This window comes from Dyadobacter sp. 32, assembly GCF_902506755.1.
Taxonomy (GTDB): Bacteria; Bacteroidota; Bacteroidia; order Cytophagales; family Spirosomataceae; genus Dyadobacter.
In genome coordinates this window covers 3,646,656-3,672,061 of the sequence record NZ_LR735258.1, presented here as the reverse complement: position 1 = coordinate 3,672,061, position 25,406 = coordinate 3,646,656, and the positions used below count along the sequence as shown (strand labels likewise).

22 protein-coding genes are annotated in these 25,406 nt (G+C 45.0%); 8 read left to right on the top strand and 14 right to left on the bottom strand.

Annotated features, from left to right (window positions below; translation table 11 throughout):
• The first annotated feature begins 69 nt into the window (after nucleotides 1-69).
• The 3 genes from DYADSP32_RS14955 (at nucleotide 70) to pdeM (ending at nucleotide 5,100) form a co-directional block, all read left to right on the top strand.
• Nucleotides 70-1,668 (top strand): ATP-dependent DNA ligase, encoded by a 1,599-nt coding sequence (locus DYADSP32_RS14955; protein WP_149241987.1) that lies wholly within the window; start codon nucleotides 70-72, stop codon nucleotides 1,666-1,668.
• Nucleotides 1,669-2,006: 338 nt separating this feature from the next.
• Complete coding sequence (locus tag DYADSP32_RS14950; RefSeq protein WP_149241988.1) at nucleotides 2,007-4,469, top strand: ligase-associated DNA damage response DEXH box helicase; 2,463 nt, start codon at nucleotides 2,007-2,009, stop codon at nucleotides 4,467-4,469.
• Nucleotides 4,459-5,100, top strand: coding sequence for a ligase-associated DNA damage response endonuclease PdeM (gene pdeM / locus DYADSP32_RS14945; RefSeq protein WP_149241989.1), 642 nt, complete (start codon nucleotides 4,459-4,461; stop codon nucleotides 5,098-5,100). The genes DYADSP32_RS14950 and pdeM overlap by 11 nt, the downstream gene beginning before the upstream one ends.
• 155 nt (nucleotides 5,101-5,255) lie before the next feature.
• On the opposite strand, the gene DYADSP32_RS14940 is transcribed toward pdeM, so the two are convergent.
• The 9 genes from DYADSP32_RS14940 to DYADSP32_RS14900 all read right to left on the bottom strand — a co-directional run bounded on the left by DYADSP32_RS14940 (nucleotide 5,256) and on the right by DYADSP32_RS14900 (nucleotide 15,172).
• Nucleotides 5,256-5,480 (bottom strand): CDGSH iron-sulfur domain-containing protein, encoded by a 225-nt coding sequence (locus DYADSP32_RS14940; RefSeq protein WP_149241990.1) that lies wholly within the window; start codon nucleotides 5,478-5,480, stop codon nucleotides 5,256-5,258.
• 144 nt (nucleotides 5,481-5,624) lie between these two features.
• Nucleotides 5,625-6,422 (bottom strand): TIGR03915 family putative DNA repair protein, encoded by a 798-nt coding sequence (locus tag DYADSP32_RS14935; protein ID WP_414617793.1) that lies wholly within the window; start codon nucleotides 6,420-6,422, stop codon nucleotides 5,625-5,627.
• A complete protein-coding gene (locus DYADSP32_RS14930) occupies nucleotides 6,391-7,650 on the bottom strand; it encodes a putative DNA modification/repair radical SAM protein (protein WP_149241991.1) in 1,260 nt (419 codons plus the stop codon). The genes DYADSP32_RS14935 and DYADSP32_RS14930 overlap by 32 nt, the downstream gene beginning before the upstream one ends.
• A 131-nt stretch (nucleotides 7,651-7,781) precedes the next feature.
• Nucleotides 7,782-8,645: an alpha/beta hydrolase gene (locus tag DYADSP32_RS14925; protein ID WP_414617792.1), complete on the bottom strand. Its 864-nt coding sequence runs from the start codon at nucleotides 8,643-8,645 to the stop codon at nucleotides 7,782-7,784.
• Nucleotides 8,646-8,751: 106 nt separating this feature from the next.
• Nucleotides 8,752-10,728, bottom strand: coding sequence for a response regulator (locus DYADSP32_RS14920; protein ID WP_149241992.1), 1,977 nt, complete (start codon nucleotides 10,726-10,728; stop codon nucleotides 8,752-8,754).
• 31 nt (nucleotides 10,729-10,759) lie between these two features.
• Nucleotides 10,760-11,188 carry a response regulator gene (locus DYADSP32_RS14915; RefSeq protein WP_149241993.1) on the bottom strand — a complete coding sequence of 143 codons (429 nt, stop codon included), beginning with the start codon at nucleotides 11,186-11,188 and terminating at the stop codon, nucleotides 10,760-10,762.
• Nucleotides 11,189-11,251: 63 nt separating this feature from the next.
• Nucleotides 11,252-12,583 carry an ATP-binding protein gene (locus DYADSP32_RS14910; protein ID WP_149241994.1) on the bottom strand — a complete coding sequence of 444 codons (1,332 nt, stop codon included), beginning with the start codon at nucleotides 12,581-12,583 and terminating at the stop codon, nucleotides 11,252-11,254.
• 2 nt (nucleotides 12,584-12,585) lie between these two features.
• Complete coding sequence (locus DYADSP32_RS14905) at nucleotides 12,586-13,710, bottom strand: FIST N-terminal domain-containing protein (RefSeq protein WP_149241995.1); 1,125 nt, start codon at nucleotides 13,708-13,710, stop codon at nucleotides 12,586-12,588.
• 118 nt (nucleotides 13,711-13,828) lie between these two features.
• Nucleotides 13,829-15,172: a deoxyguanosinetriphosphate triphosphohydrolase gene (locus tag DYADSP32_RS14900; protein WP_149241996.1), complete on the bottom strand. Its 1,344-nt coding sequence runs from the start codon at nucleotides 15,170-15,172 to the stop codon at nucleotides 13,829-13,831.
• 257 nt (nucleotides 15,173-15,429) lie between these two features.
• Between DYADSP32_RS14900 and DYADSP32_RS14895 the strand changes: the two genes are divergently transcribed.
• A complete protein-coding gene (locus DYADSP32_RS14895; protein ID WP_414617791.1) occupies nucleotides 15,430-16,494 on the top strand; it encodes a DUF3500 domain-containing protein in 1,065 nt (354 codons plus the stop codon).
• A 3-nt stretch (nucleotides 16,495-16,497) separates the two neighbouring features.
• Here the strand turns inward: DYADSP32_RS14895 and DYADSP32_RS14890 are convergent, their stop codons facing one another.
• Nucleotides 16,498-17,166 (bottom strand): DUF3575 domain-containing protein, encoded by a 669-nt coding sequence (locus DYADSP32_RS14890; protein ID WP_149241997.1) that lies wholly within the window; start codon nucleotides 17,164-17,166, stop codon nucleotides 16,498-16,500.
• A gap of 377 nt (nucleotides 17,167-17,543) precedes the next feature.
• Between DYADSP32_RS14890 and DYADSP32_RS14885 the strand changes: the two genes are divergently transcribed.
• The 3 genes from DYADSP32_RS14885 to DYADSP32_RS14875 all read left to right on the top strand — a co-directional run bounded on the left by DYADSP32_RS14885 (nucleotide 17,544) and on the right by DYADSP32_RS14875 (nucleotide 19,664).
• Nucleotides 17,544-18,164 carry a pseudouridine synthase gene (locus DYADSP32_RS14885; RefSeq protein ID WP_149241998.1) on the top strand — a complete coding sequence of 207 codons (621 nt, stop codon included), beginning with the start codon at nucleotides 17,544-17,546 and terminating at the stop codon, nucleotides 18,162-18,164.
• A gap of 130 nt (nucleotides 18,165-18,294) precedes the next feature.
• The gene (locus DYADSP32_RS14880; protein WP_149241999.1) at nucleotides 18,295-18,663 is read left to right on the top strand and encodes a YccF domain-containing protein; all 369 of its coding nucleotides are present in this window, start codon (nucleotides 18,295-18,297) and stop codon (nucleotides 18,661-18,663) included.
• A gap of 26 nt (nucleotides 18,664-18,689) precedes the next feature.
• The gene (locus tag DYADSP32_RS14875; protein WP_149242000.1) at nucleotides 18,690-19,664 is read left to right on the top strand and encodes an NAD(P)H-quinone oxidoreductase; all 975 of its coding nucleotides are present in this window, start codon (nucleotides 18,690-18,692) and stop codon (nucleotides 19,662-19,664) included.
• 11 nt (nucleotides 19,665-19,675) lie between these two features.
• Here the strand turns inward: DYADSP32_RS14875 and DYADSP32_RS14870 are convergent, their stop codons facing one another.
• The 3 genes from DYADSP32_RS14870 to DYADSP32_RS14860 form a co-directional block, all read right to left on the bottom strand.
• Entirely contained in the window at nucleotides 19,676-20,434 is a 759-nt protein-coding gene (locus DYADSP32_RS14870; protein WP_149242001.1) for a CPBP family intramembrane glutamic endopeptidase, read from the bottom strand.
• A 30-nt stretch (nucleotides 20,435-20,464) separates the two neighbouring features.
• Nucleotides 20,465-21,238 carry an alpha/beta fold hydrolase gene (locus DYADSP32_RS14865; protein ID WP_149242002.1) on the bottom strand — a complete coding sequence of 258 codons (774 nt, stop codon included), beginning with the start codon at nucleotides 21,236-21,238 and terminating at the stop codon, nucleotides 20,465-20,467.
• 85 nt (nucleotides 21,239-21,323) lie between these two features.
• Entirely contained in the window at nucleotides 21,324-23,267 is a 1,944-nt protein-coding gene (locus DYADSP32_RS14860) for a TonB-dependent receptor plug domain-containing protein (RefSeq protein WP_414617790.1), read from the bottom strand.
• 125 nt (nucleotides 23,268-23,392) lie between these two features.
• On the opposite strand from DYADSP32_RS14860, the gene DYADSP32_RS14855 reads away from it, so the two are divergent.
• Nucleotides 23,393-24,880: a PLP-dependent aminotransferase family protein gene (locus DYADSP32_RS14855; RefSeq protein ID WP_149242003.1), complete on the top strand. Its 1,488-nt coding sequence runs from the start codon at nucleotides 23,393-23,395 to the stop codon at nucleotides 24,878-24,880.
• 87 nt (nucleotides 24,881-24,967) lie between these two features.
• Here the strand turns inward: DYADSP32_RS14855 and DYADSP32_RS14850 are convergent, their stop codons facing one another.
• Complete coding sequence (locus DYADSP32_RS14850; protein WP_149242004.1) at nucleotides 24,968-25,378, bottom strand: GxxExxY protein; 411 nt, start codon at nucleotides 25,376-25,378, stop codon at nucleotides 24,968-24,970.
• Nucleotides 25,379-25,406: the final 28 nt, after the last annotated feature.

The following is a 25,406-nucleotide window of genomic DNA, read 5'->3' as shown; positions in this document are numbered from 1 at the left end:
TTTTTGAACCACCAAACGAAGCTAAAAGCAGGGGGCGCCTAGCCAACAGCTATTAGCTCACAGCCAAAAATGAAACAATTTGCAGAACTTTTCATGAATCTGGATCGGACCAATAAAACCAATGCAAAGGTGGAGTTGATGAAGAACTATTTCCTTTCGGCATCGGACGAGGATAAGATGTGGGCGCTCACTTTATTCACTGGTCGGCGGCCCTCGTTTAAGGTGAACCGGACAATGGTGAAGGAATGGGCTGCCGCTGAGGCGCATATACCCATGTGGCTGTTTCAGGAAAGTTATCAGAGCGTGGGAGACCTTGGCGAAACGATCTCGCTGATTTTATCCCGAAACGGATCAGCGGATTCAGATAAATCATTAACGGAGTGGTTTCATTATCTTGGTATGCTGCCGAAAATGACCGATGAAGAAAAGCATGATCATATTCTAAAAGCTTGGTCTCAACTTTCTCAACACGAAACTTTTGTGTTCAATAAACTGCTGATGGGGAGTTTTCGGATTGGGGTTTCGCAAACACTAGTAGTACGTGCTTTGGCCGAAGCAACGTCAACCGATCCGAGTGTCGTGGCTCACAGGATTATGGGAAACTGGGATCCATCAAGTACCAATTTTAAAAACCTTATTCTTGATGAAGGCGAAAACGATAACGCGTCGAGACCCTATCCTTTCTTTTTGGCTTATCCGATAGAAGGGGATGTGTCCAGTCTTGGCAATCCGGAAGACTGGTTTGTGGAATGGAAATGGGATGGAATTCGGTCTCAGATTATCTACCGGAACAACGAGCTTTTCATCTGGACCAGAGGGGAAGAACTATCCACAGACAAGTTTCCTGAGTTACATTTCCTGAGTTCGGTATTACCAGATGGTACCGTTCTGGATGGTGAAATTGTGAGTTACTTTGATCGCAAACCGATGCCATTTAATGTTCTGCAAACACGTATTGGGAGGAAAAACCTATCCAAAAAAGTGCTGGAAGAAGCGCCTGTTGCTTTTCTGGCTTATGATATCCTGGAAGTGAAAGGAACCGATGCACGAAGTATGACGCAGTTTCAACGGCGGACGGAATTGGAAAAACTTTACAAAACTTTGCCAGAACAAGGTGTTTTCAACCTTTCGCCATTGGTGAATTTCACGCAATGGAGTGAACTGCATGACCTTCATCCGACATCCCGCGAAAACATTGCGGAAGGTTTCATGATCAAAAGAAAAAGCGGTACGTATCAGGTTGGGCGTAAAAAAGGCGATTGGTGGAAATGGAAAATCGATCCGCTGAGTGTGGATGCCGTATTGATCTATGCACAAAAAGGCTCCGGCCGCCGCGCAGAATTGTTTACCGACTATACATTTGCCGTTTGGGGAGAAGATGGCAAGCTGGTTCCCTTTGCAAAAGCCTATTCCGGGCTAACCGACGTGGAAATCGGTCAGGTTGATTATTTTATAAAAAGAAACGTGCTCGAGAAATTTGGCCCGGTACGAACCGTGAAACCGGAACTTGTTTTTGAAATTGGCTTTGAGGGAATCAACGAATCGTCAAGACATAAATCCGGAATTGCTGTTCGCTTTCCGAGAATTTTGAGATGGAGGAAGGATAAGAAGGCTGCGGAAGCGGATTCTTTGGAGAGTTTGAGGGGGATTTTGGAGGTATATAAGTGATTAAAGTCTACAAATCTAACATTATGTGTTAGAATTACCGAGTTCGATGCATTTTAGCGATAAACGGAATTTGCCGTCGAGGAGAAGGTAAGTCAGGTTACACAGAGGGCCACGGAGAAGAAGGGAGGTGCACAGAGAAAATTTTCCTGCCGCCCCAGATTGCCGATATTTACGAAGAAAAATTAGTGGAAGTATTCTGGATCTTTTACTCTGTGAACCTCTTTCTTCACTCTGTGTGCCTCTGTGTAACTCCACAATCAATTATCCAATTCCGGGATGGAATGAATTTTGTAAACTAAAATTCGCATTTTAGCATAAAAATTCACCCCAATTAGCCCTTGGCAAAATCCCGCGGACATATCATTGTTGAGCAATGGTTTAAGTATAAAAAATGGAAATGGGCTGCTTTTCAGAAGGAAGCGGCGGAGGCTTATTTGTCTGGGAAAAGTGGATTGGTGAATGCGCCGACGGGTAGCGGGAAAACTTATTCGTTGTGGCTGCCAATTCTCATTCGCTACATCAATTCGTTGCCTAAAAAACCAACGAAGCAAAAAGCGGGACTGCAGATCATCTGGATCACTCCTTTGCGTGCACTTTCCAAAGATCTGTTTCGCAACATGGAAACTGCCGCTTTGGAAATGAATCTGAATCTCCGTGTAGGTGTGCGAAGTGGCGATACGAGCACGAAAGAACGAGCTAGTCAAAAAAAGCAAATGCCTGAGGCACTGCTGATCACGCCTGAAAGTCTGCACATTTTATTTGCGCAAAAAAACAGTTCCGAAATTTTCAAAAACCTGCATACGGTGGTTGTGGATGAATGGCACGAGCTGATGGGAAGCAAACGTGGCACACAAACAGAACTGGCATTGGCACGTTTGCGCTCCATTAATCCTGAAATTCAAACCTGGGGTATCTCTGCAACCATTGGTAATCTGGATGAAGCACGGAAAGTGTTGTTGGGAATGAAGGCCAGTTTGGATGACTCCGTTATCATCAAGGCAAAAAATAACAAAAAGATCATTGTCGAAAGCATTATTCCTGAGCGGGTAGAAACGCTGCCATGGTCCGGTTACATGGGAACACGGCTGGTGGACGATGTGGTGAATATTGTGAGGAAGGGAAGAACGACGCTACTTTTTACAAACACCCGCTCACAAACGGAGATATGGTACAGGGTGATCATAGACAAATATCCCGAATTTGCTGGTATTATGGCGTTGCACCATGCCTCACTGGACCGCGAAATCAGAGATTGGGTGGAAGAAGCGCTACACAATGAAAAATTAAAGCTTGTGATCTGTACGGCAAGTCTGGATCTGGGCGTGGATTTTCGCCCGGTAGAAACGGTTATTCAGGTGGGAAGTCCTAAAAGTATTTCGCGGTTTGTTCAACGTGCGGGGCGAAGCGGTCACCAACCGGGTGCGGCGAGCAAAATTTACTTTTGTCCGACCAATTCTCTGGAATTGATTGAAGCCGTTTCATTACGGGAAGGTGTGGAGAAAAATATTCTGGAAGACCGTCCTCCGGTTATTCAGGCTTTTGATGTGCTGGCGCAATGGATGATCACACTGGCAGTAGGAGAGGGATTTGAGGAAGCACAACTATTCGAAGAGGTGCGCGATGCCTACGGTTATCAGTTTATCAATCGTCAGGAATGGGAATGGCTTTTGGGCTATATTACGACGGGCAGTTCCTCTTTGACGGTGTACGATGAATATAAAAAAGTGGAACGGATTGACGGACGTTACAAAGTAACCAGCCGCCGGATAGCCCACCGCCATATGCTCAGTATGGGTACTATCGTTTCCGATACTTCGTTGAAAGTGAAATTGCAGCACGGGAAATATCTGGGCTCTGTGGAGGAATCATTCGTGACCCGGATGAAGGAAGGCGATGTTTTCGTGTTTGCAGGGATGACTGTCCAGTTCATCAGGATTCATGAAATGACCGTCACCGTTAAAAAAGCAGAAGGCAAACGTGGTGCACTGGTGCGCTGGGCAGGAGGGCGTATGCCGCTGTCCTCGCAGCTCTCGGCGTTTATCCGCGAAAGGCTTTCCGATGCGATTGAGAATCCGCTAAAAGAGAAGGAGCTTGCCAAATTGCAGCCATTGTTGTTGCTTCAACGAGACCGTTCGCTGATTCCTAATCAGGATGAACTGCTTATCGAACAAACTGAAACGCGTGAGGGCCATCACATATTCATTTTTCCGTTCGAAGGACGTCTGGTGCATGAAGGCATGTCCATTATCCTGGCTTATCGATTGAGTAAAATTAAACCCATTACCTTTTCTGTTGCCATGAACGACTATGGTTTTGAACTCCTTAGCGATCAGTATGTGGATATGGAAGCGGTATTGAAAGAGGTGGATTTGTTTTCAACCGCTCATTTGGTGGATGATATTTACCAGAGTGTGAATGCTACCGAAATGGCGAAACGTAAGTTTAGAGAGATTTCGGCCATTGCGGGTTTGATGTTTCAGGGGTATCCGGGTAAATACATGAAAACCAAACAATTGCAGGCATCTAGTTCATTGCTTTTTACAGTAATGACCAAGTACGAAGACAATAATTTATTGGTAAACCAGGCCTACCAGGAAGTTTTGACTTACCAGCTCGAAGAAGTCCGGATGCGCGAAGCACTTGCCCGGATCGTAAATCAAAAAATAATTGTTAAAAAAACGATGAAGCCGACTCCGCTTTCGTTTCCCATTATGGTTGACCGCTTGCGCGAACAATTAACTTCCGAAAAACTGGAAGACCGGATCCAGAAAATGATCAAACAGTATAGTGATGCAGATTGAGATTAGAGACAACCATTTTTTACTGCTTTCACAAAAAGCCGTTTTTTGGCAGGAAGCGCAGACTTTACTCATCGGCGACCTTCATTTAGGAAAAATAACCCATTTCAGAAAGGAAGGAATTGCTGTCCCGAATATAGCTGCCGACAATAATTTTGAAAGGCTCAATGAGGTTGTTCAGCTTACCGGTGCGACGCGGATTATATTTCTTGGTGATCTATTTCATAACAAATACAATGCCGAATGGGAGACGTTCCGGGCATGGCGTTCGCAGCATTTTTATATTGAAATGATCATTGTGATCGGCAACCACGATGTACTGCCGGTCAGCATGTTTCTGGAAGCTGATCTGCAAGTTCATATCGAGGATTTTGAAGAAGATGCTTTCGTTTTTACCCATCACCCGAAAGTAGAGCCAGATCCGTTAAAATTTGTATTTGCCGGCCACGTTCATCCTGTTTTTACAACCTACGGAAAAGGCCGGCAAAGTGTGAGGTTGCCTTGTTTCGTCGTGGACAAAAACCAGGCTATTCTGCCCAGTTTCGGTGTCTTTACCGGTGGTTTTCAAATGGAACTGGTAGATGACAGGAAGATTTACATTACGACAGAGACGAAGGTGTTTTCTGTCTGCTAACATGTTGAAAGGTAATTGATTAGATAAAAACTGGAAAAATATGGAATCAGATTCCATATTTTTCCAGTTTTAAATTTTTACCTGGTTGTCAGAGCAGAATCTTCCCCGGTAGGCATTCACAACTTGTTCACTTCGCGCTTTTTACTTAACACCGGTTAAACCTTCTTAGGAGGCAGGTCAAATGCCACCGCATTGTGTTCAAAATGGCCTTTGTGCGAACCATCACAGAATGGCTTGTTAGCGGACATGCCGCAACGGCAAATGGAAACCACTGTTCTGCCTTGCAAGCCGTATTCATTTCCCTGCGCATCTACGATCTCAAAATCGCCGTCAATTTTTACAGAACCGTTGTTGTTGATTGTAAGTTTTACTTTCGTCATGGTGATTTTTTTCTGCAAAGGTAGTGATCTCAGTGAACGAGAAAATGCGGAACGGCAGTTTAGGATTAATACAAATACGGCCGTGACAAGTCTGTTTTGATGGTTCTTTGAAAGTTTAAAAATCGCTCTGGCAAAAGAACCGATTCATTTCTTCTCTGTCAAATGCTTCCAATATCGCTTCGGAACATGCTGTAAATGAAGCTTGATGTTCTTTCGGGCTGGAATGTTTACATGTTTAAAATAGTCCTTCCACAATTCCTGATACAGCATTTCACCATCATGGAAAATTTCTTTAACCGTGCTTGCGGCTTGAAGACCTTCCGAAAAATCCAGTGTAATCTCCTCTACTTTTTTCTGGTCATAGTAAATGCCATACTTTCGTTTCAGGTCGTATATAAGCCAGTTTTGATCCGCATACCTTTCTTCGAAATGTTTGGCAAGTAGCGGAATAACATTGAAATCCGGTTCGATACCAGCATAGTAAAGATCATCAGCCGTACGCTGAAAGCGTACAAATGCTTCCATTCTATGTTTTTCCCGGTACACCATTTTTGCCGTTTGACTCACTTTTAATACATCGGGGTGCCCATAAGCATGATGCGGCGAATCCACGTCGGAAAAGTAAAATCTTATACAAGATAGAACCGTCAGTTCAATTCCAGGGATTTCAGATAGATAACACTTGAATAATTGGATGCAGTTATCCGCAGGAACTTTCTTCTTTAAGCCATTCCAAACCCTCTCTGCCTTTACTTCGTCGGTGACGACCAGGGTTTTTTCTGAAAAAAAATCGGCTTGAGCTTCCTGTCCGGTTATCGTAAAACCGGATACATTCCACTTTTTGTCAAAAGCATCGAAAACCGCAGTGAGCAAACCTGGCCAGGAGCCATCGTAGGCAACCTGCACAGGTTTATCCGAAAAGATTGTATTGCTGTCCTTCAAGGGATCGGTATTTACTTTTAGATTCGTTGAGAATAAATTGTCGGATTTTGGCTTCCGTGTAATCTTTGCGGTCGGCTATCGGGCTGTTACATTCAATGAAATATTTGGCCCGGTTCATGGCTATCCCAATCTTTTTAAGATGATCCCAGCCAAGCCGGTGGAAACGTCGTGCGCCTACAATTTTCTGCGCGGATTGTACCCCGATACCAGGCACGCGAAGAATCAAATGCAAATCTGCCTTGTTGATATCAATGGGGAATACATGCATGTTTCGCAACGCCCAGCTCAGTTTGGGATCAATCTCCGGATCCAGATTAGGGTGCTGGTCATTCAGCAATTCTTTGATGTGAAATCCATAAAAACGCATCAGCCAGTCGGTCTGATAGAGCCGGTTCTCTCTCAGCACCGGTACAGCAGATCCCATCACCGGAAGCCGATTGTCGTTACTAATGGGTACATAGCCCGAATAATAAACACGTTTTAATTTAAAGCCCTCGTAAAATTTGTGCGCCGTGTGCATAATATCCTTGTCACTCTCTCCGCTTGCACCGATAATCATTTGTGTGCTTTGTCCTGCTGGGGCAAATAGGGGTGCGTTTTTGAATAATGACTTTTCCTCAGTCGTTTTGATTATCTCATTTTTCAGATAATTCATCGGTTTGATCATATCCTGAATATTCTTATCAGGAGCGAGCAGTTTCAGTCCACTTTCCGTTGGGATTTCAATGTTGACACTGAGGCGGTCGGCGTATAAACCGGCTTCATGCATCAGCTCATCACTGGCTCCGGGAATGGTTTTCAAATGGATATAGCCGTTGAATTTGTTTTCGGTCCGAAGTTTTTTGGCAACCGATACAAGGCGTTCCATGGTGTAATCTGCATTTTTGAAAATGCCGGAACTCAGGAAAAGCCCTTCAATGTAATTGCGACGGTAGAAATTCATGGTCAGGTCCACTACCTCCTGTACCGTAAAGGCAGCACGCTGGATATCATTACTTTTTCGGGTAACGCAATAGGCACAGTCAAATATACAATGATTGGTAAGCAGGATTTTCAGTAGGGAAACGCAACGTCCGTCCTCTGTGTACGTGTGGCAAATGCCACTCCCGGTTGCCTCTCCAAGACCTTTGTTGTGATTTTTTCGGGAACTTCCGCTAGAGGAACATGATACATCATATTTCGCAGCGTCGGCCAATATCCGGAGTTTTTCATGAAGGCGTTCGGACATAAATGATTAATAACGTTGATGATATTTTAAGTATCATAAAAGTAGACATAAATTGATACTTAAACGAGCGCTGAGCGATTATTATTTGCTTTGACCATACATGTATTTAGGCGTATACGGCACATTGTTAGTTATTTAACCTCCTTCATAAAGCCAATTATTTTCTTGTAGCGTCTGTTCCATGGGTTGAGGTATTGTGTGATCATAGGTACATGTTTTTTGCTTTTTTGTAAGTGAAATGGTGTTTCGGGGGCAAACTCATCAAGCGCTTTTACAAACCTTGCGGTGCTTTTAACGATGGAAGGATACGTTTTTCCGCCTTGGTATATGACCATTGGCGGCATCTTTTTATGCAGATGATGAAGTGGACTGGCGTCTTTCCAGTTTTCAGGATCTCCGGTGAAAGTTTTGAAATAAGTATCGTCTTTGGAAATTTTTTCGTCCATCAGGTACCCGTACATATCGAGCCCTCCGGCATCAATGAGTATCGTGCCAGCGATAGGATTTTCTGACCCCAAATCTTTGAAATATTTATTGTCCAGCGAAATCAAAGAGGCCAAGTGCCCTCCGGCGGAATGACCTGAAACAAAAATTCGTTCCGGATTGCCGCCATAGTGCCGGATACTGTCCTTCACCCATTTTACCGACTTGGCACTGGCAATGGCCATATCGCGGTAGTTAGCGGCAGGGCTGAGCGGGTAATCTATAATAACATATACCACTCCCTTTTTCGCCCAGTTTTTCCCAATGATGTTATACTGTTCCTTCCTTCCGGAGTTCCAGTTACCACCATGTATAAAAACAATTACATCGTTAAGCTTTTTATATTTTCGGGGTGCAAAAATATTTAGTTGCTGCGGCGAGGTGGTAGAGGTAGATGTTGCGTAAACAATGTTCTTGGTACGTTTGATGCGCCGGAATGAACAACCCGACAGAATGAATACTAACGAGATAAAGAGGGCGATGCCGAGGACTGGCCTGATTTCTGGTTTCAAAATACGAAGATCAATGGCGAAAAAAATTTGATAAATCTACGGAAAATCAGTGCTGTCGGATGCAGCCTTGTCAAGAATATTACCAGAGATTCCCCTTGCCATGTATTCAATTGATGGACAAATGGCGTGCTATTTTTTTGGTAAGTTCGTCAAACTTGAATGGTTTTGTTACGAAATCGTTGAAATGGTAACCCTCAAGTTCGGGAAGGCTTTCCGCGAAGGTATCGGCTGTGAAGGCTATTACAGGTACTGCCGCATAGGAAGGAAATGATTGTCGGATAATCTTTAGAGCAGTAATGCCATCCATCACAGGCATTTGCAGGTCCATCAGAATCAGGTCGAAGTGCTGTTCCAAAATAGCATCCAGCACCTCCTGTCCGTTATTGCAGATGACAAACTCCGCACCCCATTTTTTGAGTAAGTGTTTCAGCAAGATCTGGTTGGCCAGGATGTCGTCGGCGACAAGGATGCGGTAACCGTTCAAAGAGAAATTTGTCAATAGATTCACTGCATTTTTCAGCGAAGGTTTGTCGCTTTTGGAAAAGCTTAGGGTTACTGAAAATGTAGATCCGCGCGCCAGTTCGCTTTCAGCATGGATGGTTCCGTGCATCAGTTCTGTAAGTTTACGGGTAATGGTAAGCCCCAGACCTGTGCCGCCAAAGAACTTGGAAGCATTATTTTCATGGGCCTGGGAAAAACTGTCGAAGATCTGATTCAGCTTGTCTGCAGAGATTCCCATACCCGAATCCTGAATCGCAAATTTCAGGCTCACAATGGAATTGATATTTTTTTCTACGGTCACGTACAGACGGACAAATCCCTCATTTGTGAATTTGATCGCATTGCCCAATAGGTTCACAAGGATCTGATTAAGGCGGTGGGGATCCCCGATCAGGTAGATCGGTACGTCTTCAGCCAGCTGAAAGGTCAGCTCCAGATTTTTTTTGCGGGCGGCGATGTGGAAGGTTTTTTGAAGGTAGGTCAACTTTTCCCGCAGATCGAACTCAAAGTTTTCCAGGTGTAATTTACCGGCCTCAATTTTGGAAAAATCAAGAATATCATTCAGAATGACCATCAGGTTGTCTGCTGAATACTTTATTGTATTGAGGTATTCCTCTTCCTGTCCGGTAAAATTGCTGGTGAGAAGCAGGTCCGTAAACCCGACAATCGCATTCATAGGTGTCCTGATCTCATGACTCATCGTTGATAGAAAATCTGATTTGATCCGGGACGCTTCTTCCGCTTCTTTTTTTGCTCTGATCAGTTCATTTTCTACGAATTTTCTGCCGGTAATGTCAATAGCCGTACCTAGGACCTCCTGGACTTCTCCGTTCGCGTTTCGTTTGAATGGTACCTCCCGGGTTATTATCCACACCTCAGACCCGTTCTTGTGCATCAGCCTGAATTCTTTTTCTATCACCTCGCCATCATTTACCGAATGTTTGATGTGGTAATAGTGCTTGCGGAATGCGGATTGATCCTGGACGTTGATCAGGCTGAGCAGTACGCTGTTTGATTCAGGTGTAAACTCATTTTCGTTGTAGCCCAGTATGCTCCAAATCTGTTTGTTGTGAAAAATGTTTGCCCATTTTTCAATATCAATAACATAGATGATATTCGGAGACAGGAGCGCTATTTTATCAATGAGCTCCTCTTTTTCCATCAATTCTTTCTGCGCCTTTTCCCTTTTTCGCTCCACTTCCCGCATTTGGGTCATCGTATGAAATGCCTTGGTGAGCTTTTCAGAATTAATTTCTGATTTCGGGAAATAGTCCATCGCTCCGGCTTTCATCATTTCCACGGCTATTCGCTCATCTCCTTGTGAGGTGAGAACGATTACCGGAAGCTGGGGAACAATCGATTTTATTTTTTTGAGTAATTCAAGGCCGTTGGTCTTGGGCAACTGGTAATCTATAAACATGCAGTCGGGAATCCACGTTTCGAGGGTTTCGATAGCCTCTTCCGCATATTTGCAGATCCTGATTTCCTCTATGTCCACCTGGCTCTTTTTGATTGCTCGCTGGAATTCTATGGCATCAAAATGATCATCTTCTACGAGAAGAATAGAGAAAGGGGCTGACATATTCATGGATTCGTTTAGTGCGTTCAGGTTATCAAGGGAATTCGCAAAGCGTCCAGTAGCTATTCAATGTAGAGACAGCAGCAATAAACCGATCCATGGATAGTGGCTTCAATATGTACCCTGCCACGTTAAGATTAAAGGCATCGATCTTATCCCCATCTTCGTTGGAGGTTGTCATTACAAAAACCGACAGGGTGCTTAGCTCAGGATCCTGACGAATTTCTTTAAGAAACTCTATACCTCCCATTTTGGGCATATTCAGGTCTAAAAGTACAATTTTTGGTTTGGGGGCGTCGACTGCGTTTGACCTCAGTATTTCCAGCGCTTCCAGGCCATTGTGAGCCACCAGAAGTGGGTTGGAAATATTGTTCTTTTTGAATGCACGCTTTACATTCATGATATCTACCTCATCGTCTTCAACCAATAAGATTGTCATGGGAATCACATTTAAAATGGACATTGTGTAAAACTTTATGGAGTTTAGGTTTTGTTATTGCGGGTTATTGGTTTCAATCTAAGGTTGTTATTCAATTTCTTTTGTTTCGATTTTTGGCCATGAAAAATAAAACGTCGTGCCTTCACCCATACTGGATTCTACTCGTATGATACCGCCCTTTTCATCCACTATCTTTTTTACAATGGCAAGTCCCACACCGGTGCTCTCGACTTCATCTCTTGCCTGGAGCGTTTGAAATATGACAAATATTCTTTCATGGAATTCCTCCTTGATGCCCGGGCCATTATCCTTAACATAGAATTCCACGGCCGAATCGCTTTCGGTCCAGCCAATTGTTATTAAGATATCCGGCTTGTCGTTATACTTAATTCCGTTTGAGATAAGATTTTGTAATATCTGACTCAGCGTTATTTTCTCCGAAACAAGTTCAAGTTTAGGATCCCCGTCCAACTGGAAACGTGTGGATTGCTTCATACTTAATGTATCACAAAGCTCGTCCACCAGCGTTTTGACCAGAAACCGCTCTTTTGCTGTTTTTATTCGGCCGGCACGTGAGTAAGAAAGTATACCGTTGATGAGACCTTCCATTCGGTGAACCCTTCCTCTAAGCAGTTTAAATTGCTCTTTGGTGTCGCCTTCCAGCAAATGTGTGATGTCTTCTTCAATCCATTCCGAAAGGTTGTTGATCGCTCTGAGTGGTGCTTTCAAATCGTGGCTTACCACATAGGCGAACTGGTCGAGCTCCGCGTTGATTTTTTCCAGATCACGCATGTAAGATTTCAATTTTCTTTCCGATTCCACTCTTTGGGATATGTCCACAATCGTTCCGATGTATCCGGTATGGATGGCCGTAGAGGAAATGTGATGGCGCAATGAAATCCCAAGCCATTTTTCTGTATTGTCGGCCGTGCGTATTTTTATTGAATCTTCAATCTCAAATATCTCGGAATTGAATAGAGCTTCAAAAACACCTTCTGATCCAGAGGGGAAAAAATCAAGCCATGGCTTTCCCAGGCTATCTGAAACCTTATACCCCGTCACTACCTCCCATGCGTTGTTGAGATAAATGAAATCGCCGTTCGCGTCCAGTTGCACGAGTACTTCTGTAATGCTGCTTACCACTTCTTCCAGTCTTTTGGATGTGGATGCAGCTTCTTCCGTTTTTTCCTGCGCAATGCGGCTAAGCTCGTTGTTGGTTTTAAACAGCTCACCTGAGCTTTGTTCCAGAATGTGCTCCACCCGAGCAAGGTCATCCTGAAATTCAAGGTATGCCTGATTGACGGAAGTTAAAAATTCCTGAATATCCGGATTGTCCGCCAGTTCAGGAGGGAGAGATTTTCTGATCTGCCGTTTTAAGAGGCGATGGTAGCTAATCTCAGTGCTTTCTAAATTGGACATTGTTATACTTCCCTGAAAGTGGTGATGGTCATGGTTTGATTGTGCAATTCACAGGATTCATTTTTGTTGAACGGCGCAAGTTCACCGTATGAATAAAATCCCGCAATAGCCGGTCTTCCCAAAACATCTGAGACGCTTTCCACTTCTTCTTCCACCATCTGCTTCAAAACCAGCTTCCGTCCAACACAGCTCACCAAGAGGGCAAATTCCGGTGAACTTGGCATATCTTCGGTACAAGCAACGGCTGCTTCTTCCGCTCCTCTGATCAGTCGGTCGTTGTTGGCCTTCATGAGCCTTACAAACGATCCTTCGGGAATATCACCGGCAAAGGTCAAACTTTTGTCTTCTTCACTGATCCCCAGAATGGTGCGTACTACCGGTGCGCGGTCTTCGCTATCTCTCATACTCAGTGGAAAAAGCAGGCCCGATGCTGGAAGATCTTTGGCGCGGTCACCCAGAAACGACTTGTATAGGTCTAGCGCAGGTTGGTCATCAATTTCGAAAAGTACGTTGTCGCGCGAACGGGTTACCCGGCGGTCCAGTCCGAAACTGTCCCATCCACCCCGGGAGCCAAATCCAATGGAAATGGAGTCACCATAAAAACCAATCGCGGCGACGCTTTCCGAAGCCAGATCTCCATTCGGCTCAATGATCACTGTTTTTTGAAACTTGGACCCATCGCCGGCAAGGCCGCCGGTTAAGGTAACGTCGGGTGCTAGTCCGGCCCGCATACCCTGAACCAGATCTGTGCCATTGACCCGTATCCCATCAGATATCACAAAGACGTGCTTGAGCCCTTCCGGAGGAAGCTGCGAAACCAACCTTTGCCCCGCCTCGTTGCTATTGTAGTGAATGTCTACAAGGGGTATTGCTGCGGATTCTATCCGCGTATTTTTAAACTTGATCCCGGTGATAACGATTGAATTGTCGGCTACCGATTCTCCGGCAATTTCCCCTGCTGTAGAACAACCCGAAAAAACCGCGTGTGGGTAGATTTGATGTAGTTGCTGAGAGATGGGACGGTTTTCGAGCAGTTCGCGGTTTCCGAAAACAAAAATCAGGTCAGGGGTAAAAGAGAATTCCTTGGATGCGGTGTCGTTTGAATAGATAAGCTGCTGGATATCCATTAGTAGGGTTCGTTGAGCGGTGGTTTACCCGAACAAGTTACAAAAAGTTTTTTCTCTAAAAAATTGAGAAACCAAAACCCGAAAAAATACCTAAGGTTCAAAAAGTAATTCGATGTATCTAGGTTATTGAAGGAAAAGAAATACCCTTTATTTTGCGAAATAATTCAACAGCATACAAGTCGGTCATACCAGATACAAAATCAAGTACGGTTTGTATTCTTGCATAATCTCCTGTGTCTTTGGTAATAAACTGCCGGGGGATCAGGTCAACCAATTTTCTGGAATAATGCGAATGGTTATTCAGGTATGCAGGAATAAATTCTTCCAGCAGGCCGCCCATTACTTTATAGCCGGCGACTTCAATTTGGACCACGGAGGAATAGTTATAGATTTTCTTCACCGAAATGGCCTGAATGTCTTTCATTACCGAGCGGTATGGCTCATCGATCCGATCAATCAGGCTGTGGTTGAAATCGCCCCGTAGAATCAGCTCCTGTTCATTGTAAAAAAGATCCGAGCAAGCTGCAATCAGTGTGTTGATCGCCTTCGCCCTCAGTAGGCTGATCTTGGCGTCATCGTCGTCAATATCGTCAAGCCGGGCAGGTAGGTTTGGGTCGTTGCATAGCTTCAGTAGCAAAGACTCCACATCGCCATAGGATAGGATCTTTAAGCGGTGGGCATCTTCGAGGTCAATGATGTTGTAACAAATGTCATCTGCTGCTTCCACCAGGTACACGATGGGATGACGCTTATAGATCAGCGGTGAATCCTGCACTTTTGCCAGTTCGAGGTCTTCGGCAATTCTTTGAAATCCACTCTGCTCGGACTGGAAAAAGCCGTACTTCTTGGTGTAAATTTTTGTTTTATCGTGGCCCGCAAGCGACTCGCAAGGATATTTGGCAATGGAAGCCAGTGTGGAATAGGTAAGCGCAAAACTTCCGTAACCTTTTCCGGCATAGGGATGCGTGAGGATGCGGAAGGCATTGGCATTTCCCTCAAAGTGGGTAAGGTCCGACCATTGGGCTTCCGTCACCTTATCTTTGTAGGCCAAGCCTCTGTCATCGGTGAAGTAATGAGAAATGGCTGCCTCGCCGGAATGTCCGAAGGCCGGGTTTCCCAGGTCGTGGGCAAGACAGGCCGCTGCTACAATGTTTCCAATCTCGCTGATGAGGGGCAAGCGCTCGTCAATGCCTGGTTCTTCTTTTTTTAGTTTGTTGTAAAAAATTCGGCCCAGCGACCTTCCGACGCTGGCCACTTCCAGGCTATGCGTGAGCCTGTTATGTACAAAAACACTGCCCGGAAGTGGGAAAACCTGGGTTTTGTTTTGAAGTCTCCTGAAAGGGGATGAGAAGATCAGCCGGTCATAGTCTCGCTGAAATTCGGACCTGGCTTCTGCCTGATCTTCGATATATTTATTTTCGCTGCCCCATCGCTTCGCGGAGAGTAATTTTTCCCACTTCATATTGCTGTACTTTTACAAGGCACAAAACTAATCTCTTTTACGAAGACAATGTATTGGCTCTGTCAGAATCTATTGTTTTCCCAATGAATCAATCTGGTTTACTTTCAGATGTGCGTAGGTAAAAGCGACCCCGCCTGCCAAAGTCGGTCCCCGGTCTATGGTAGTTTAGCCCGCCGTATGACTTTCAATATCAGCGGGAGAAAAATAACTTCTGCGAAATACTTATCCTTTTTTTGAATCACCCTAAACTGTTTAAAATGAAAACGATACGGCAAGTTGGCGGTTATGTCATTTTCTTTCTGAGCTTGTCTGCTTCCATTTTGGTTTGCGGAAAGGATTCGGTAGATCAAGATGAAAAACTGACAAAAAAGATGAGCGCTGCTGTCAATGTTTTTCTCAAAACATTGACGCCCGATCAAAAAAACATTGCGCAGGTTGCCTTCGAGGATCCCGCCCGTTTCGACTGGCACTATGTACCAAGAACCAGAAAGGGCCTGGCACTGAAAGCAATGGGTGCGGATCAGCGGAAAGCTGCCATGGAAATGATCAGGACGGTGCTGAGTGCAGAGGGGTATATGAAAGCCGGGCAGATTATGGATCTGGAGAATGTACTGCGGGTGACGGAAACGCGCCCTCCTAACGATACCTACCGCGATCCGGAGAATTTTTCTTTTATGATCTTTGGCACACCAGGCGCAGAACCATGGGGATGGAGAATAGAAGGCCATCATATTTCACTACAGTTTTCATCGGTAAACGGGCAAATTAGTTTTACACCCGGTTTTATGGGGAGCAACCCGGGAACCGTACTGGCCGATGTCCCCCAGAAGGGTCGCCGGGTATTGGGACAGGAGGAAGATTTGGCTTTTGATCTGCTGCACGCCATGGATAAATCACAGCTCGAAAAAATTGTGCTGAACACCAAGGCGCCTAATGAAATTTTTACCGCAAATTCCAGAAAAGCATCGCTCGAAAAAATGGAGGGGCTGGCTATGAAAGATATGACGACAGCGCAGGCAGCGCTGTTTAAAAAGCTCATTGGTGTATATCTGCAGCGATACCATGTGACCCTTAAAAATCAGCAATGGGCTCAGCTGGAAAAGGTGGGTACGGAGAAAATACACTTTGCCTGGATGGGAGACCAAACCGCCGAAATAGGCCAGGGATGCGGTCATTATTACCGAATCCACGGGCCGGGATTTTTAATTGAGTTCGACAATACCCAAAATGGAGGAAATCACATTCATTCCGTTGTCAGAGACTTAAACAACGACTTTGGGGATGATCTGCTCAGAATGCATTATGAGAAAGCGCATAAATAATTTCTATATTTTGTACTTAAGTGTCACAATGACCTGGCTGTTGGTCGGGAAAAACTTTCTGTGCCGGTAGATCGTAGGAATGACCCCGGACGTCCTTACACCAAAACCGGGTTCGTAATTCCGGCTTCTCTTGCCAATCCGGTCGTCGTCGCGGATCATGTAGCTATTTTGTATTCCTGTATCGAGGCTAAGTCGGCTGGAAAGTCTGAAGTTGAGTCCGAAACTGATAGCTGGTCCCCACGAAAAACCTTTGCGGGATGTTTTGGCATAAATCAGATCACCCGTGAAATGAGACTTGAGATCTGTAGTGTCGGCCGTTTTGGAATAATGCGATCCGATTAGCGAGACACCTACAAATGATTTTACCTTTCTTGGCTGCGCCGTTGGCCTTACAAAATAATATCGTACGCCCATTTTATAAAATGCACCGGATGTACGCCGGTTTTCAATGCCATCACCCACATCATCATCCCATATCACTTCGAACCCTGTTTTGTGCAGATAGCCTGCATTGACAACGATAGCCAACTGCGGGATATGGCTTAATTCCCCCGAAACTTCATAAGACCCAATCGCAATGGGCAGCAGGTTCACGCCAATCTGTTTTTCCCATTGCGCAAAGCTCTGCACTGTTAGCAGGCAAAGAAGGAGTAAAATGTATAGCTTTTTCATGATGAGGTACGTAATCTAAACGGGATGCGCAGGAAGATATCATTTACGACACAAATTATACTCGACGGGTTGGATTTGGATGTTAAACCCAAATTATGCATTAGATCATGGACTGCAATAATATTTTGCTGCATAGGTATTTCAGTTCTTGTTTGACAGGCCCCGGCCTGCGCGGCCCGGCCTGCCTGCCCTGCGAACTTCATGCCTATTTTGCAAAATAATATTTCGCCTTCATTCCTATTCCATAATCTGGGTTAAACTTCACCATCTTACTGATTTCATACGATCAGTAAAAGCAACTGGCAAAGGTTATCTTAGTTTACACATTTGCATCCGAACACGAATCCTTCTTACTTCGCACACTATTTTGCCTGCAAATGAACCAGTCCGCTCACCGTTATTTTATCATCAATAAGCCAGCCAACATGGTTTCTCAGTTTGTGAGCACCGACGATGTTCGTTTGCTGGGTGCTCTGGATTTTGATTTTCCGGAAGGAACACACGCAATCGGAAGGCTTGACAGCCATTCGGAGGGGTTGCTGATTCTGACGACCAATAAGAGGGTTACACAACTACTATTTCAGGGAGAAGTGCCACACCAGCGCGTGTATCTCGTTCACGTGGCGCATGTGGTAAGTCAGACAACGCTGGACCTTCTTCGAAGCGGCATCACAATCCGTATCAAAGGTGGGGTGGACTATGTGACCACACCCTGCGCTGTCGAGATTGTGTCAAAGCCTGATTATCTGGCGCCACGATATAGGGAGGAGCGTGAAGATGTGCCGCATACCTGGCTAACCATTACATTGACAGAAGGAAAATATCATCAGGTACGGAAAATGGTCAGAGCCGCAGGGCATCGGTGTAAACGGCTCATCAGAATAAGTATTGAAGATATTGAACTTGGAGATTTGCCTCCAGGGGCAGTGAGAGAGATGGAGGAGGAGGCGTTTTTTGAAAAACTCAGGATCACAAACTGGAAACAGGTTCAGGAATGAAAAGTATCTGTTTGAGACTGGTAACCCGGCACCATTGCCGTTTGTAAAAAAGGTAACAACTGAAAGGGAATTGCAGTTAGTTTTACGACCTGATCTTTCGACAATCCAACCATTCTCAAAACGAAATTATATGAACTTGCTGGGCAATATCATTTGGCTGGTCTTCGGAGGCTTTCTCGTTTTTATTCAATATATGATTTCGGGATTTGCATTATGCCTGACCATCATCGGAATACCATTTGGCATTCAATGTTTCAAAATAGGGATCTTCACTTTATTCCCTTTTGGCCGGCAGGTGCGTGATGTGCCCGGGAACACGGGTTGCCTCTCCACCATTTTCAATATTCTCTGGATTGTTCTCGGGGGAATCTGGATTGCCCTTACACATCTGTTTTTTGGTATTCTTTTGGCCATTACGATCATCGGGCTACCATTTGCCAGGCAGCATTTCAAGCTGATGAGCCTTTCTTTTACTCCCTTTGGCAAGGAAATTTACTGAGTAAAGGACCGCTAATCCAAAAAAACATGAAAGCTGTTATTATCACCCAGCCCGGTGACCCTCACGTTCTTCAAATTTCCGACAGGCCGGTTACAGAACCCACCGGCAATGAAGTGTTGATTCAGGTAAAGGCTGCCGGAGTGAATCGTCCGGATGTATTTCAACGCAAAGGACATTATCCGCCGCCGCCCTGGGCGCCTCAGGATATTCCCGGATTGGAGGTGGCGGGCACTATCGTGAGTTTGGGGAAGCATGTAAAGCAGTATAAAATTGGGGATGCGGTTTGTGCCCTTTTAACCGGTGGTGGTTATGCCGAGTATGCCATCGCCGATGCCAATCATTGCTTGCCCTTGCCCGCAGGGATGGATTTTGCCGAGGCAGCAACTTTACCAGAGACTGTTTTCACGGTCTGGCACAATGTTTTTCAACGGGGTGCGCTGAAAAAGGGAGAGAGCTTTTTGGTTCACGGCGGAGCCGGCGGGATCGGTATAACCGCTATCCAGTTGGCAAAAGCATTCGGTGCTCAGGTTTTTACAACTGCCGGAAGTGACGAAAAATGTGAGGCATGCCTCTCTTTGGGTGCTGACATTGCTATTAATTACAAGGTGCAGGATTTTGAAAATGAATTGAAAGAAATAGGTGTGGATGTGATTCTGGACATGGTTGGCGGAGATTATATTGCCAAAAATATCAGACTGCTTAGGTCCGATGGGCGATTGGTTTTTATTAATACGGTAAAAGGAAGTAAAACAGACCTTGTTGATTTTTCACTGGTGATGAAACACCGGCTTACGATTACCGGGAGTACCTTACGCAACAGAGATACTGATTTTAAAACGGCTCTGACCAAAGATATTTTTGAAAAGGTATGGCCGGTAATGGATTCAGGGAAATTCAAACCGATCATCTTCAGGAAGTTTCCGCTGTCCGAAGCACATCAGGCGCATAAACTGATGGAAAGCAGCGGTCACATCGGGAAGCTCGTTCTGGTTAACGATTGATTTTCCGCATCTCAGCTAATCCTCTTGCGGACTTCTCTTTGCATCAGCCAGATAATGATTACAAAGATGTAGCTGTAAAAATAGAAAGTGGCCCGGTAAGGAGAATCAACCAGATACAGGGGGTTATTGCTGAACGCGTGTATAAAAGTCACGAGGTAAATATTCCGGGTGACGGCATATATCAGAAAATACGACAGCCCATAGAAAAATGCACCCAGCAGAGGCTGTGAGAGTCCCGTGAATGGAATATGATCACGCACCATATATGCCGAAATATGTGAAATGCTGAAAATAAGGGTGATTCCGACGGCAAGCAACGTGAGCTGTTGTGGGGAATAGTGTTTGTTGTCGCCATAGGTTATAGGTAAATGCCGGAATAGAATTTCTTCCAGAAATGCAGCTGGAATCGAGTTCAGTAGGAAAATCAGCAGATACAGAACTGTTTTTTTCTGACTTGGGATGATTGTGGGTGCTCCGGTGGCATACTTGGTCCACACCTGTGTGATGATTAAAATGGTTGCGGCGGCGAGCAGTGCATTCAAAACCATGCTTTTGCCGAACATCTGCGTTGGAAACAATTTACCTGGAAATGACTTTACGAGGATGTGGATCAATATACCCTGAAGTCCGAATACCACCAGCCCGGAAAGTACAACAGCGTCCCAGTTGTTCAGCAAATTTTCGCCCAGGATCAAATACACTGCTAAATTGATCGCATTTGAAAACAGGCTATTGACGATTAAAATGAACAATAAGTTTTTTAGGCGCATTCCGGATGCTTGGAAAAGGGCAAGTTAACGCTATTTCAAATATCCATTGAGGAGCAACGATATTTCTTCATGCTGCGCAAATACCATCAAATGGCCACCTCCCGTTATTTGCACGTCAGGCTTTACCAGATTGATCGGAATGAGCTTATCCGATGTTCCATGAATGTGATAAAGACCTGCGACTCTCTCCTGTTTTTGCCAGCTACTCATCCTGATCAGCGCCCATTTCAGGAATCGGGTGTCGGTATCTTTCAAAATTTGTTTTAAAAGCGTTTTCATTTCGGGCGTATCTGCTCCAAAGTAGCGGTAAACAACGGAATTTGCTGATTTGAGAATGGGCCCCGATAATGGGTTAAACAGCACAAGTTTGATGAGATTCTGATAAAATCGGGATAGAGGAACGCCTGTTGGCGTACTGGAAATAATGACCACTTTTTCGGGTTGAATAGTCTCTGAAATTATGGAGGCCATTATTCCACCGAACGAAAGTCCTACCAGGTGGAAGGGTTGTGTGGTGTCAATTTGTGCCGATAGCCGTTGCGCATAACTTTGAAGTGTCTCTTTATTCAATGGCCTGATCCATTTGATGTGTTTGACACTAAACCTATCTTCGTCCAGCCTGAGGTTTCTGAATACCCTTTCGTCTGCGCCGAGACCGCTTAGAAAATAGATATTCATTTTTTTCGGATCTTCCAATGAAGGTTTTTTTTCGTTACTGCACAGTTTAAATATAGCTGTATTGTTGTTGGCTTTTACGGTTACGGAAAGAAAAAAAGTCAGACCAAGAAAAATATAATGCCTCATACCTGATCGCAGATAAATAATTCAAGGTAACCTACGAATGGATGGGTAAGAAAGATGATCTCATTTCACAACCCAACAGTGACTTTCACTTGGTCCACTGAAATCGAAGTCCACCCATGACCCATGACCCAGGCATTTGTGCCCCCAGCAAATCGCTGTATCTGGTATTAAATACATTGTCGACCTGAGCAAAAATAGTCAGCATGCGATTCAGAAATGCATATTCTGCCTTGCCGTTCAGTACAAAATACTGCTTCGAAACAGCCGCCTGAATGGCTGTTGCTTCGCGTCCCGCTCTCGTTTTGTACAATCCATTCAGGCTGAATGAGAATTTTTGAAGTCGATAGATTGCTGAAAAATTCGTCAGAAAACGGGCATGAGAGGAAACATAGAAAGACGGTGTGAGGTTACTGCTCTCACTGTTTATTCTGGTCAGGCCAGCGTTGAAGAATACAAATTGTTGGTCGGTAATCTGTTTGTTGTATTGCAAATCCACTTCAAAGCCGGTCGTATTGACACGGGCAATATTTCCAGCCAGGGCGAATGTGCCGGTCGGGGAAAGGTTTTCCTTGCGCGGCATGTTGGCGTAGGGTGTTGTGGTGAAATCGATGAGATCACGTTGCAATCTCCGGAAAAAGGTGCCTGAAAGTTTCAGATTGCTGGCCAAAAACCAGTCTGCACCCGCCTCATAGCTAAACGAGCGTTCAGCCCTCAGATCCGGATTGCCTACACTTCCGCCTGTCACCAGCTTTTTGCCATAATTGTTGTATCTCTCCGTGAAGTCGGCATCCCGAATCGTTTTACCGGCACTTCCCCGTAGCTGCCAGTTGTCTTTTTTGAATGAAAGATTCACCTGTGGAACAGCTTCGGTTCCCAAATGTTGCCGGTAGTCCAAACGGATGGATGGGCTTACCGTGAAATACGCTCCCATGCGCTGAGAAAGTGATACAAACGGCGCCAGCTGATTGAGCGTGTGATTGCCCCGGTCGTTGGAAGCAATATTTTTACGTTGATAATTGAGGCCAGCTACCAGGCTGGTCTTTTCAGTAAAGGTTTGCTGCCAGGTGAGTAGTCCCTGCCAAAGCTGCGACTTGCTGTCATTTTTGATCGATACCGAATTGTATAAGTACTGATCCTGAACATATTTATAGCCGCCATCCAGCGTTATGGCCGATCTGCCTTTTTTATATCCGACCTGGATCTGGTTCCAGAATGTTTTGACCTGCTCATTGGCCGTGTCAGAGGCGAAAGTGGTATAGAAATTCTGAGCCGCAAAGTCCCGGTGGTCGAAGCTGGAACGCATTCCGACCCGCAATTCGGGAGAGATAGCATACTGTGCCGAAACGGAGGCGGTGTTGTTGTGGAAATAGCCTTTAGCTCCCCGCTGTTGTACGCCGTCCGCATTATTGGAAAGAATGCCGGCGGAGACGGCCAGCTTGTTTCTCTGTATAAAGCCCGAGGCATTTAAGTTTCGTAAACCATATTCACCGGCTGTGACGGCTGCATTGACTGCGTGTCTTTTGATATGATCGCCGGAGTTGTCGGCCTCAAGCTTTGCAGCAAAGGTCTTTGATATGACGTGGATCACTCCGCCCACTGCCTCAGATCCATAAATGGCCGATGAAGCGCCTTTTAACACTTCAATCCGCTCAATTTCTGATGGCGTAATGGGAATGTAACTGCTGAAATGGCCGGTGTTCGGGTCGTTAAGCCTGAGTCCGTCCAGAATCACCAGTACCTGTTGAAATGTGCCGCCTCTCAGTACGATGTCACTTTGTGATCCCATTGGACCTCTTGCCTGAATTTCGAGACCGGGCACGTATCGTAGCAGATCATCAATACTGTTTACCGGGAGGTTTTGGAAATATTCTCCCTTGATAACGGCAATGTTTCGTCCGCTTTCCGAGGCGCGTTTTTCAATCAGTGAAGAAGTAATGGTGACAGGATCCAGAGCAATTTCCTGCGCAATAGTGTATTGGCTGGCACAAAGTATAACTAGTAATGCAGAAGTAAGTAATTGTTTTTTCACTTTTCAGGAATTTTATCGCTATGATACAGCGATTGGTAATTGATGGCTAAAAGCAGACAACCAACCGCTAACAGCCACAAAAGTATTATCTTGCCGGACTGTATAAGTAATCCGGTTTTGATATAATGAGTAGTCCGGTTGAAATTCCTTTTAAAAATGTGCTTCTCCTTGATCGTGCGCTGGCCACACCTGTTTATCTGCAGATTGCCCGGCAAATGATCAACGCCATTCAGCGGGGTGTGCTGGTATCGGGTGTCAGGCTTCCCGGCTCGCGAAGTCTCTCCACCACTTTGGGGGTACATCGAAAGACCATCGTGGCTGCTTATGCTGAGCTGGATGCGCAGGGCTGGATAGATATTATGCCTAATAAAGGCACATTTGTTACAAAAAAACCTCCAGTTTCCACAGCAGATCCTTTGAAATTCAACGCTGCTTTTTTGGATAGTTACCCGGCAGTGGCAGGTTTTTTGTTCAAAAAAAGTATGTTGCTTGATAGGCCGGTAAGTGTTTCGAAGACCTCCCTGGAATTTACCGACGGCCTACCCGATATCAGACTGGCGCCATTGGATAAGCTTTCAAAAGCATATTCCAGTGTAATGAAACGAAGTGTGAACGGGAAATATCTGGGGTATTCTCATGTAGAAGGAAATGAATATTTTCGTGATAAGCTGGCTGTTTATCTCAACAACACAAGAGGTCTGCATATCGGGAAAGAGAACATTATGTCCACCAGAGGCATTCAGATGGGTGTTTACCTGGCCTCGACGCTTTTACTTGAACCAGGCGATACCGTAATGGTAGGCAAGCCGAGCTACTACGTAGCCAATATGATTTTTCAAAAGGCAGGTGCGAAGATTATATCGGTACCGGTCGATCATGAGGGGATTTCTATAGAAGCGATCAGGAAAGTTTGCCAGACGACCCGAGTAAGGATGCTCTACATTACACCACATCATCATTATCCCACCACCGTGACATTGAGTGCCGAACGTCGGGTTGAGCTGTTGAATCTTTCGATGCAATATGGATTTATCATTCTGGAAGATGATCACGATTATGATTTTCATTTTAATAGCAGTCCTGTCTTGCCTTTGGCGAGTGCCGACGGTGCCGGTATGGTCGTTTATATCGGTTCGTTCTGCAAGGCACTGGCTCCAGGACTGAGGGCCGGGTATCTGGTGGCTCCTCAAAACCTGATCGTAGAACTGGCAAAACTACGCCGGATCATTGACCGGCAGGGTGATCTGATGATGGAGCAGGCGCTTGGTGAGATGCTTCATGAGGGTGAAATTCAGAGACATCTGAAAAAGACCCAAAAAGTGTATCATGAACGCAGGGATTTGCTTTGCGCATTACTGAATGAAGAATTTGAAGGGGTCCTTTCACATCATAAACCACCGGGAGGCCTCGCTGTGTGGACCGAGTGGCGCAAGGACATTAATCTGATGAAGGTCAGCCGGGAATGTCTTAGGCGTGACTTGCATTTACCGCAATCTTTACTTTTTCAAACCGGACAGTTGAGTGGTATGCGGCTTGGTTTTGGCAATTTGAATGAAATGGAAATCGGTAGGGCGTTGCGTGTTTTGAGAGAGGCGGTGGGTGTTCATGGTTAATACCCGGAAAACAACGCCAGCTATTTTTTGAACCACCTTAGTGACCTGAGAGAACCTAAGGAGGTGCGTTTTCAAGTATACTTCCAACTAATACAGCTCCCTGTAAAATTCATTAACAAAGGATTTTTTTCCATCATGAATAATATTTTTACAATTGAAGTTTATCAGCAGTCCCTTGGGTGCTTTTAGCAATTTCATGTAAGTTATAAGTTGGGCATCGTGAATTGGGAGTACCGACTCTATTGCTTTCAGTTCGACCACCAGGCAGTTCGCAATCAAAAAATCCGCTCTCAATAAAGTATCAATTTCCAAGTCTCTGTACGATATTTGAACCACATGTTCCGATACAAACTCAATGTCCTTAAATTGGAGTTCTCTGGCAAAGCACTGATGATAAACACTTTCCAGTAGCCCAGCTCCTAATCGCCTATGGACTTCAATGGCTGCACCAATTACTTTATATTCAAGTTCTTCTAAATATTTTCGGGTCAGTTGCATTTTCTTTGGCGTAAGCGCTAAGGTGGAC

Coding starts and splice junctions, on each gene's coding strand:
- DYADSP32_RS14920 (WP_149241992.1), bottom strand. CDS start 10,728: ATGTCAGCCCCTTTCTCTATTCTTCTCGTAGAAGATGATCATTTTGAT.
- DYADSP32_RS14870 (WP_149242001.1), bottom strand. CDS start 20,434: ATGCGCCTAAAAAACTTATTGTTCATTTTAATCGTCAATAGCCTGTTT.
- DYADSP32_RS14900 (WP_149241996.1), bottom strand. CDS start 15,172: ATGAAGTGGGAAAAATTACTCTCCGCGAAGCGATGGGGCAGCGAAAAT.
- DYADSP32_RS14895 (WP_414617791.1), top strand. CDS start 15,430: ATGAAAACGATACGGCAAGTTGGCGGTTATGTCATTTTCTTTCTGAGC.
- DYADSP32_RS14855 (WP_149242003.1), top strand. CDS start 23,393: ATGAGTAGTCCGGTTGAAATTCCTTTTAAAAATGTGCTTCTCCTTGAT.
- DYADSP32_RS14930 (WP_149241991.1), bottom strand. CDS start 7,650: ATGTCCGAACGCCTTCATGAAAAACTCCGGATATTGGCCGACGCTGCG.
- DYADSP32_RS14890 (WP_149241997.1), bottom strand. CDS start 17,166: ATGAAAAAGCTATACATTTTACTCCTTCTTTGCCTGCTAACAGTGCAG.
- DYADSP32_RS14850 (WP_149242004.1), bottom strand. CDS start 25,378: ATGCAACTGACCCGAAAATATTTAGAAGAACTTGAATATAAAGTAATT.
- DYADSP32_RS14915 (WP_149241993.1), bottom strand. CDS start 11,188: ATGTCCATTTTAAATGTGATTCCCATGACAATCTTATTGGTTGAAGAC.
- DYADSP32_RS14885 (WP_149241998.1), top strand. CDS start 17,544: ATGAACCAGTCCGCTCACCGTTATTTTATCATCAATAAGCCAGCCAAC.
- DYADSP32_RS14880 (WP_149241999.1), top strand. CDS start 18,295: ATGAACTTGCTGGGCAATATCATTTGGCTGGTCTTCGGAGGCTTTCTC.
- DYADSP32_RS14905 (WP_149241995.1), bottom strand. CDS start 13,710: ATGGATATCCAGCAGCTTATCTATTCAAACGACACCGCATCCAAGGAA.
- DYADSP32_RS14865 (WP_149242002.1), bottom strand. CDS start 21,238: ATGAGGCATTATATTTTTCTTGGTCTGACTTTTTTTCTTTCCGTAACC.
- DYADSP32_RS14875 (WP_149242000.1), top strand. CDS start 18,690: ATGAAAGCTGTTATTATCACCCAGCCCGGTGACCCTCACGTTCTTCAA.
- DYADSP32_RS14955 (WP_149241987.1), top strand. CDS start 70: ATGAAACAATTTGCAGAACTTTTCATGAATCTGGATCGGACCAATAAA.
- DYADSP32_RS14910 (WP_149241994.1), bottom strand. CDS start 12,583: ATGTCCAATTTAGAAAGCACTGAGATTAGCTACCATCGCCTCTTAAAA.
- pdeM (WP_149241989.1), top strand. CDS start 4,459: ATGCAGATTGAGATTAGAGACAACCATTTTTTACTGCTTTCACAAAAA.
- DYADSP32_RS14940 (WP_149241990.1), bottom strand. CDS start 5,480: ATGACGAAAGTAAAACTTACAATCAACAACAACGGTTCTGTAAAAATT.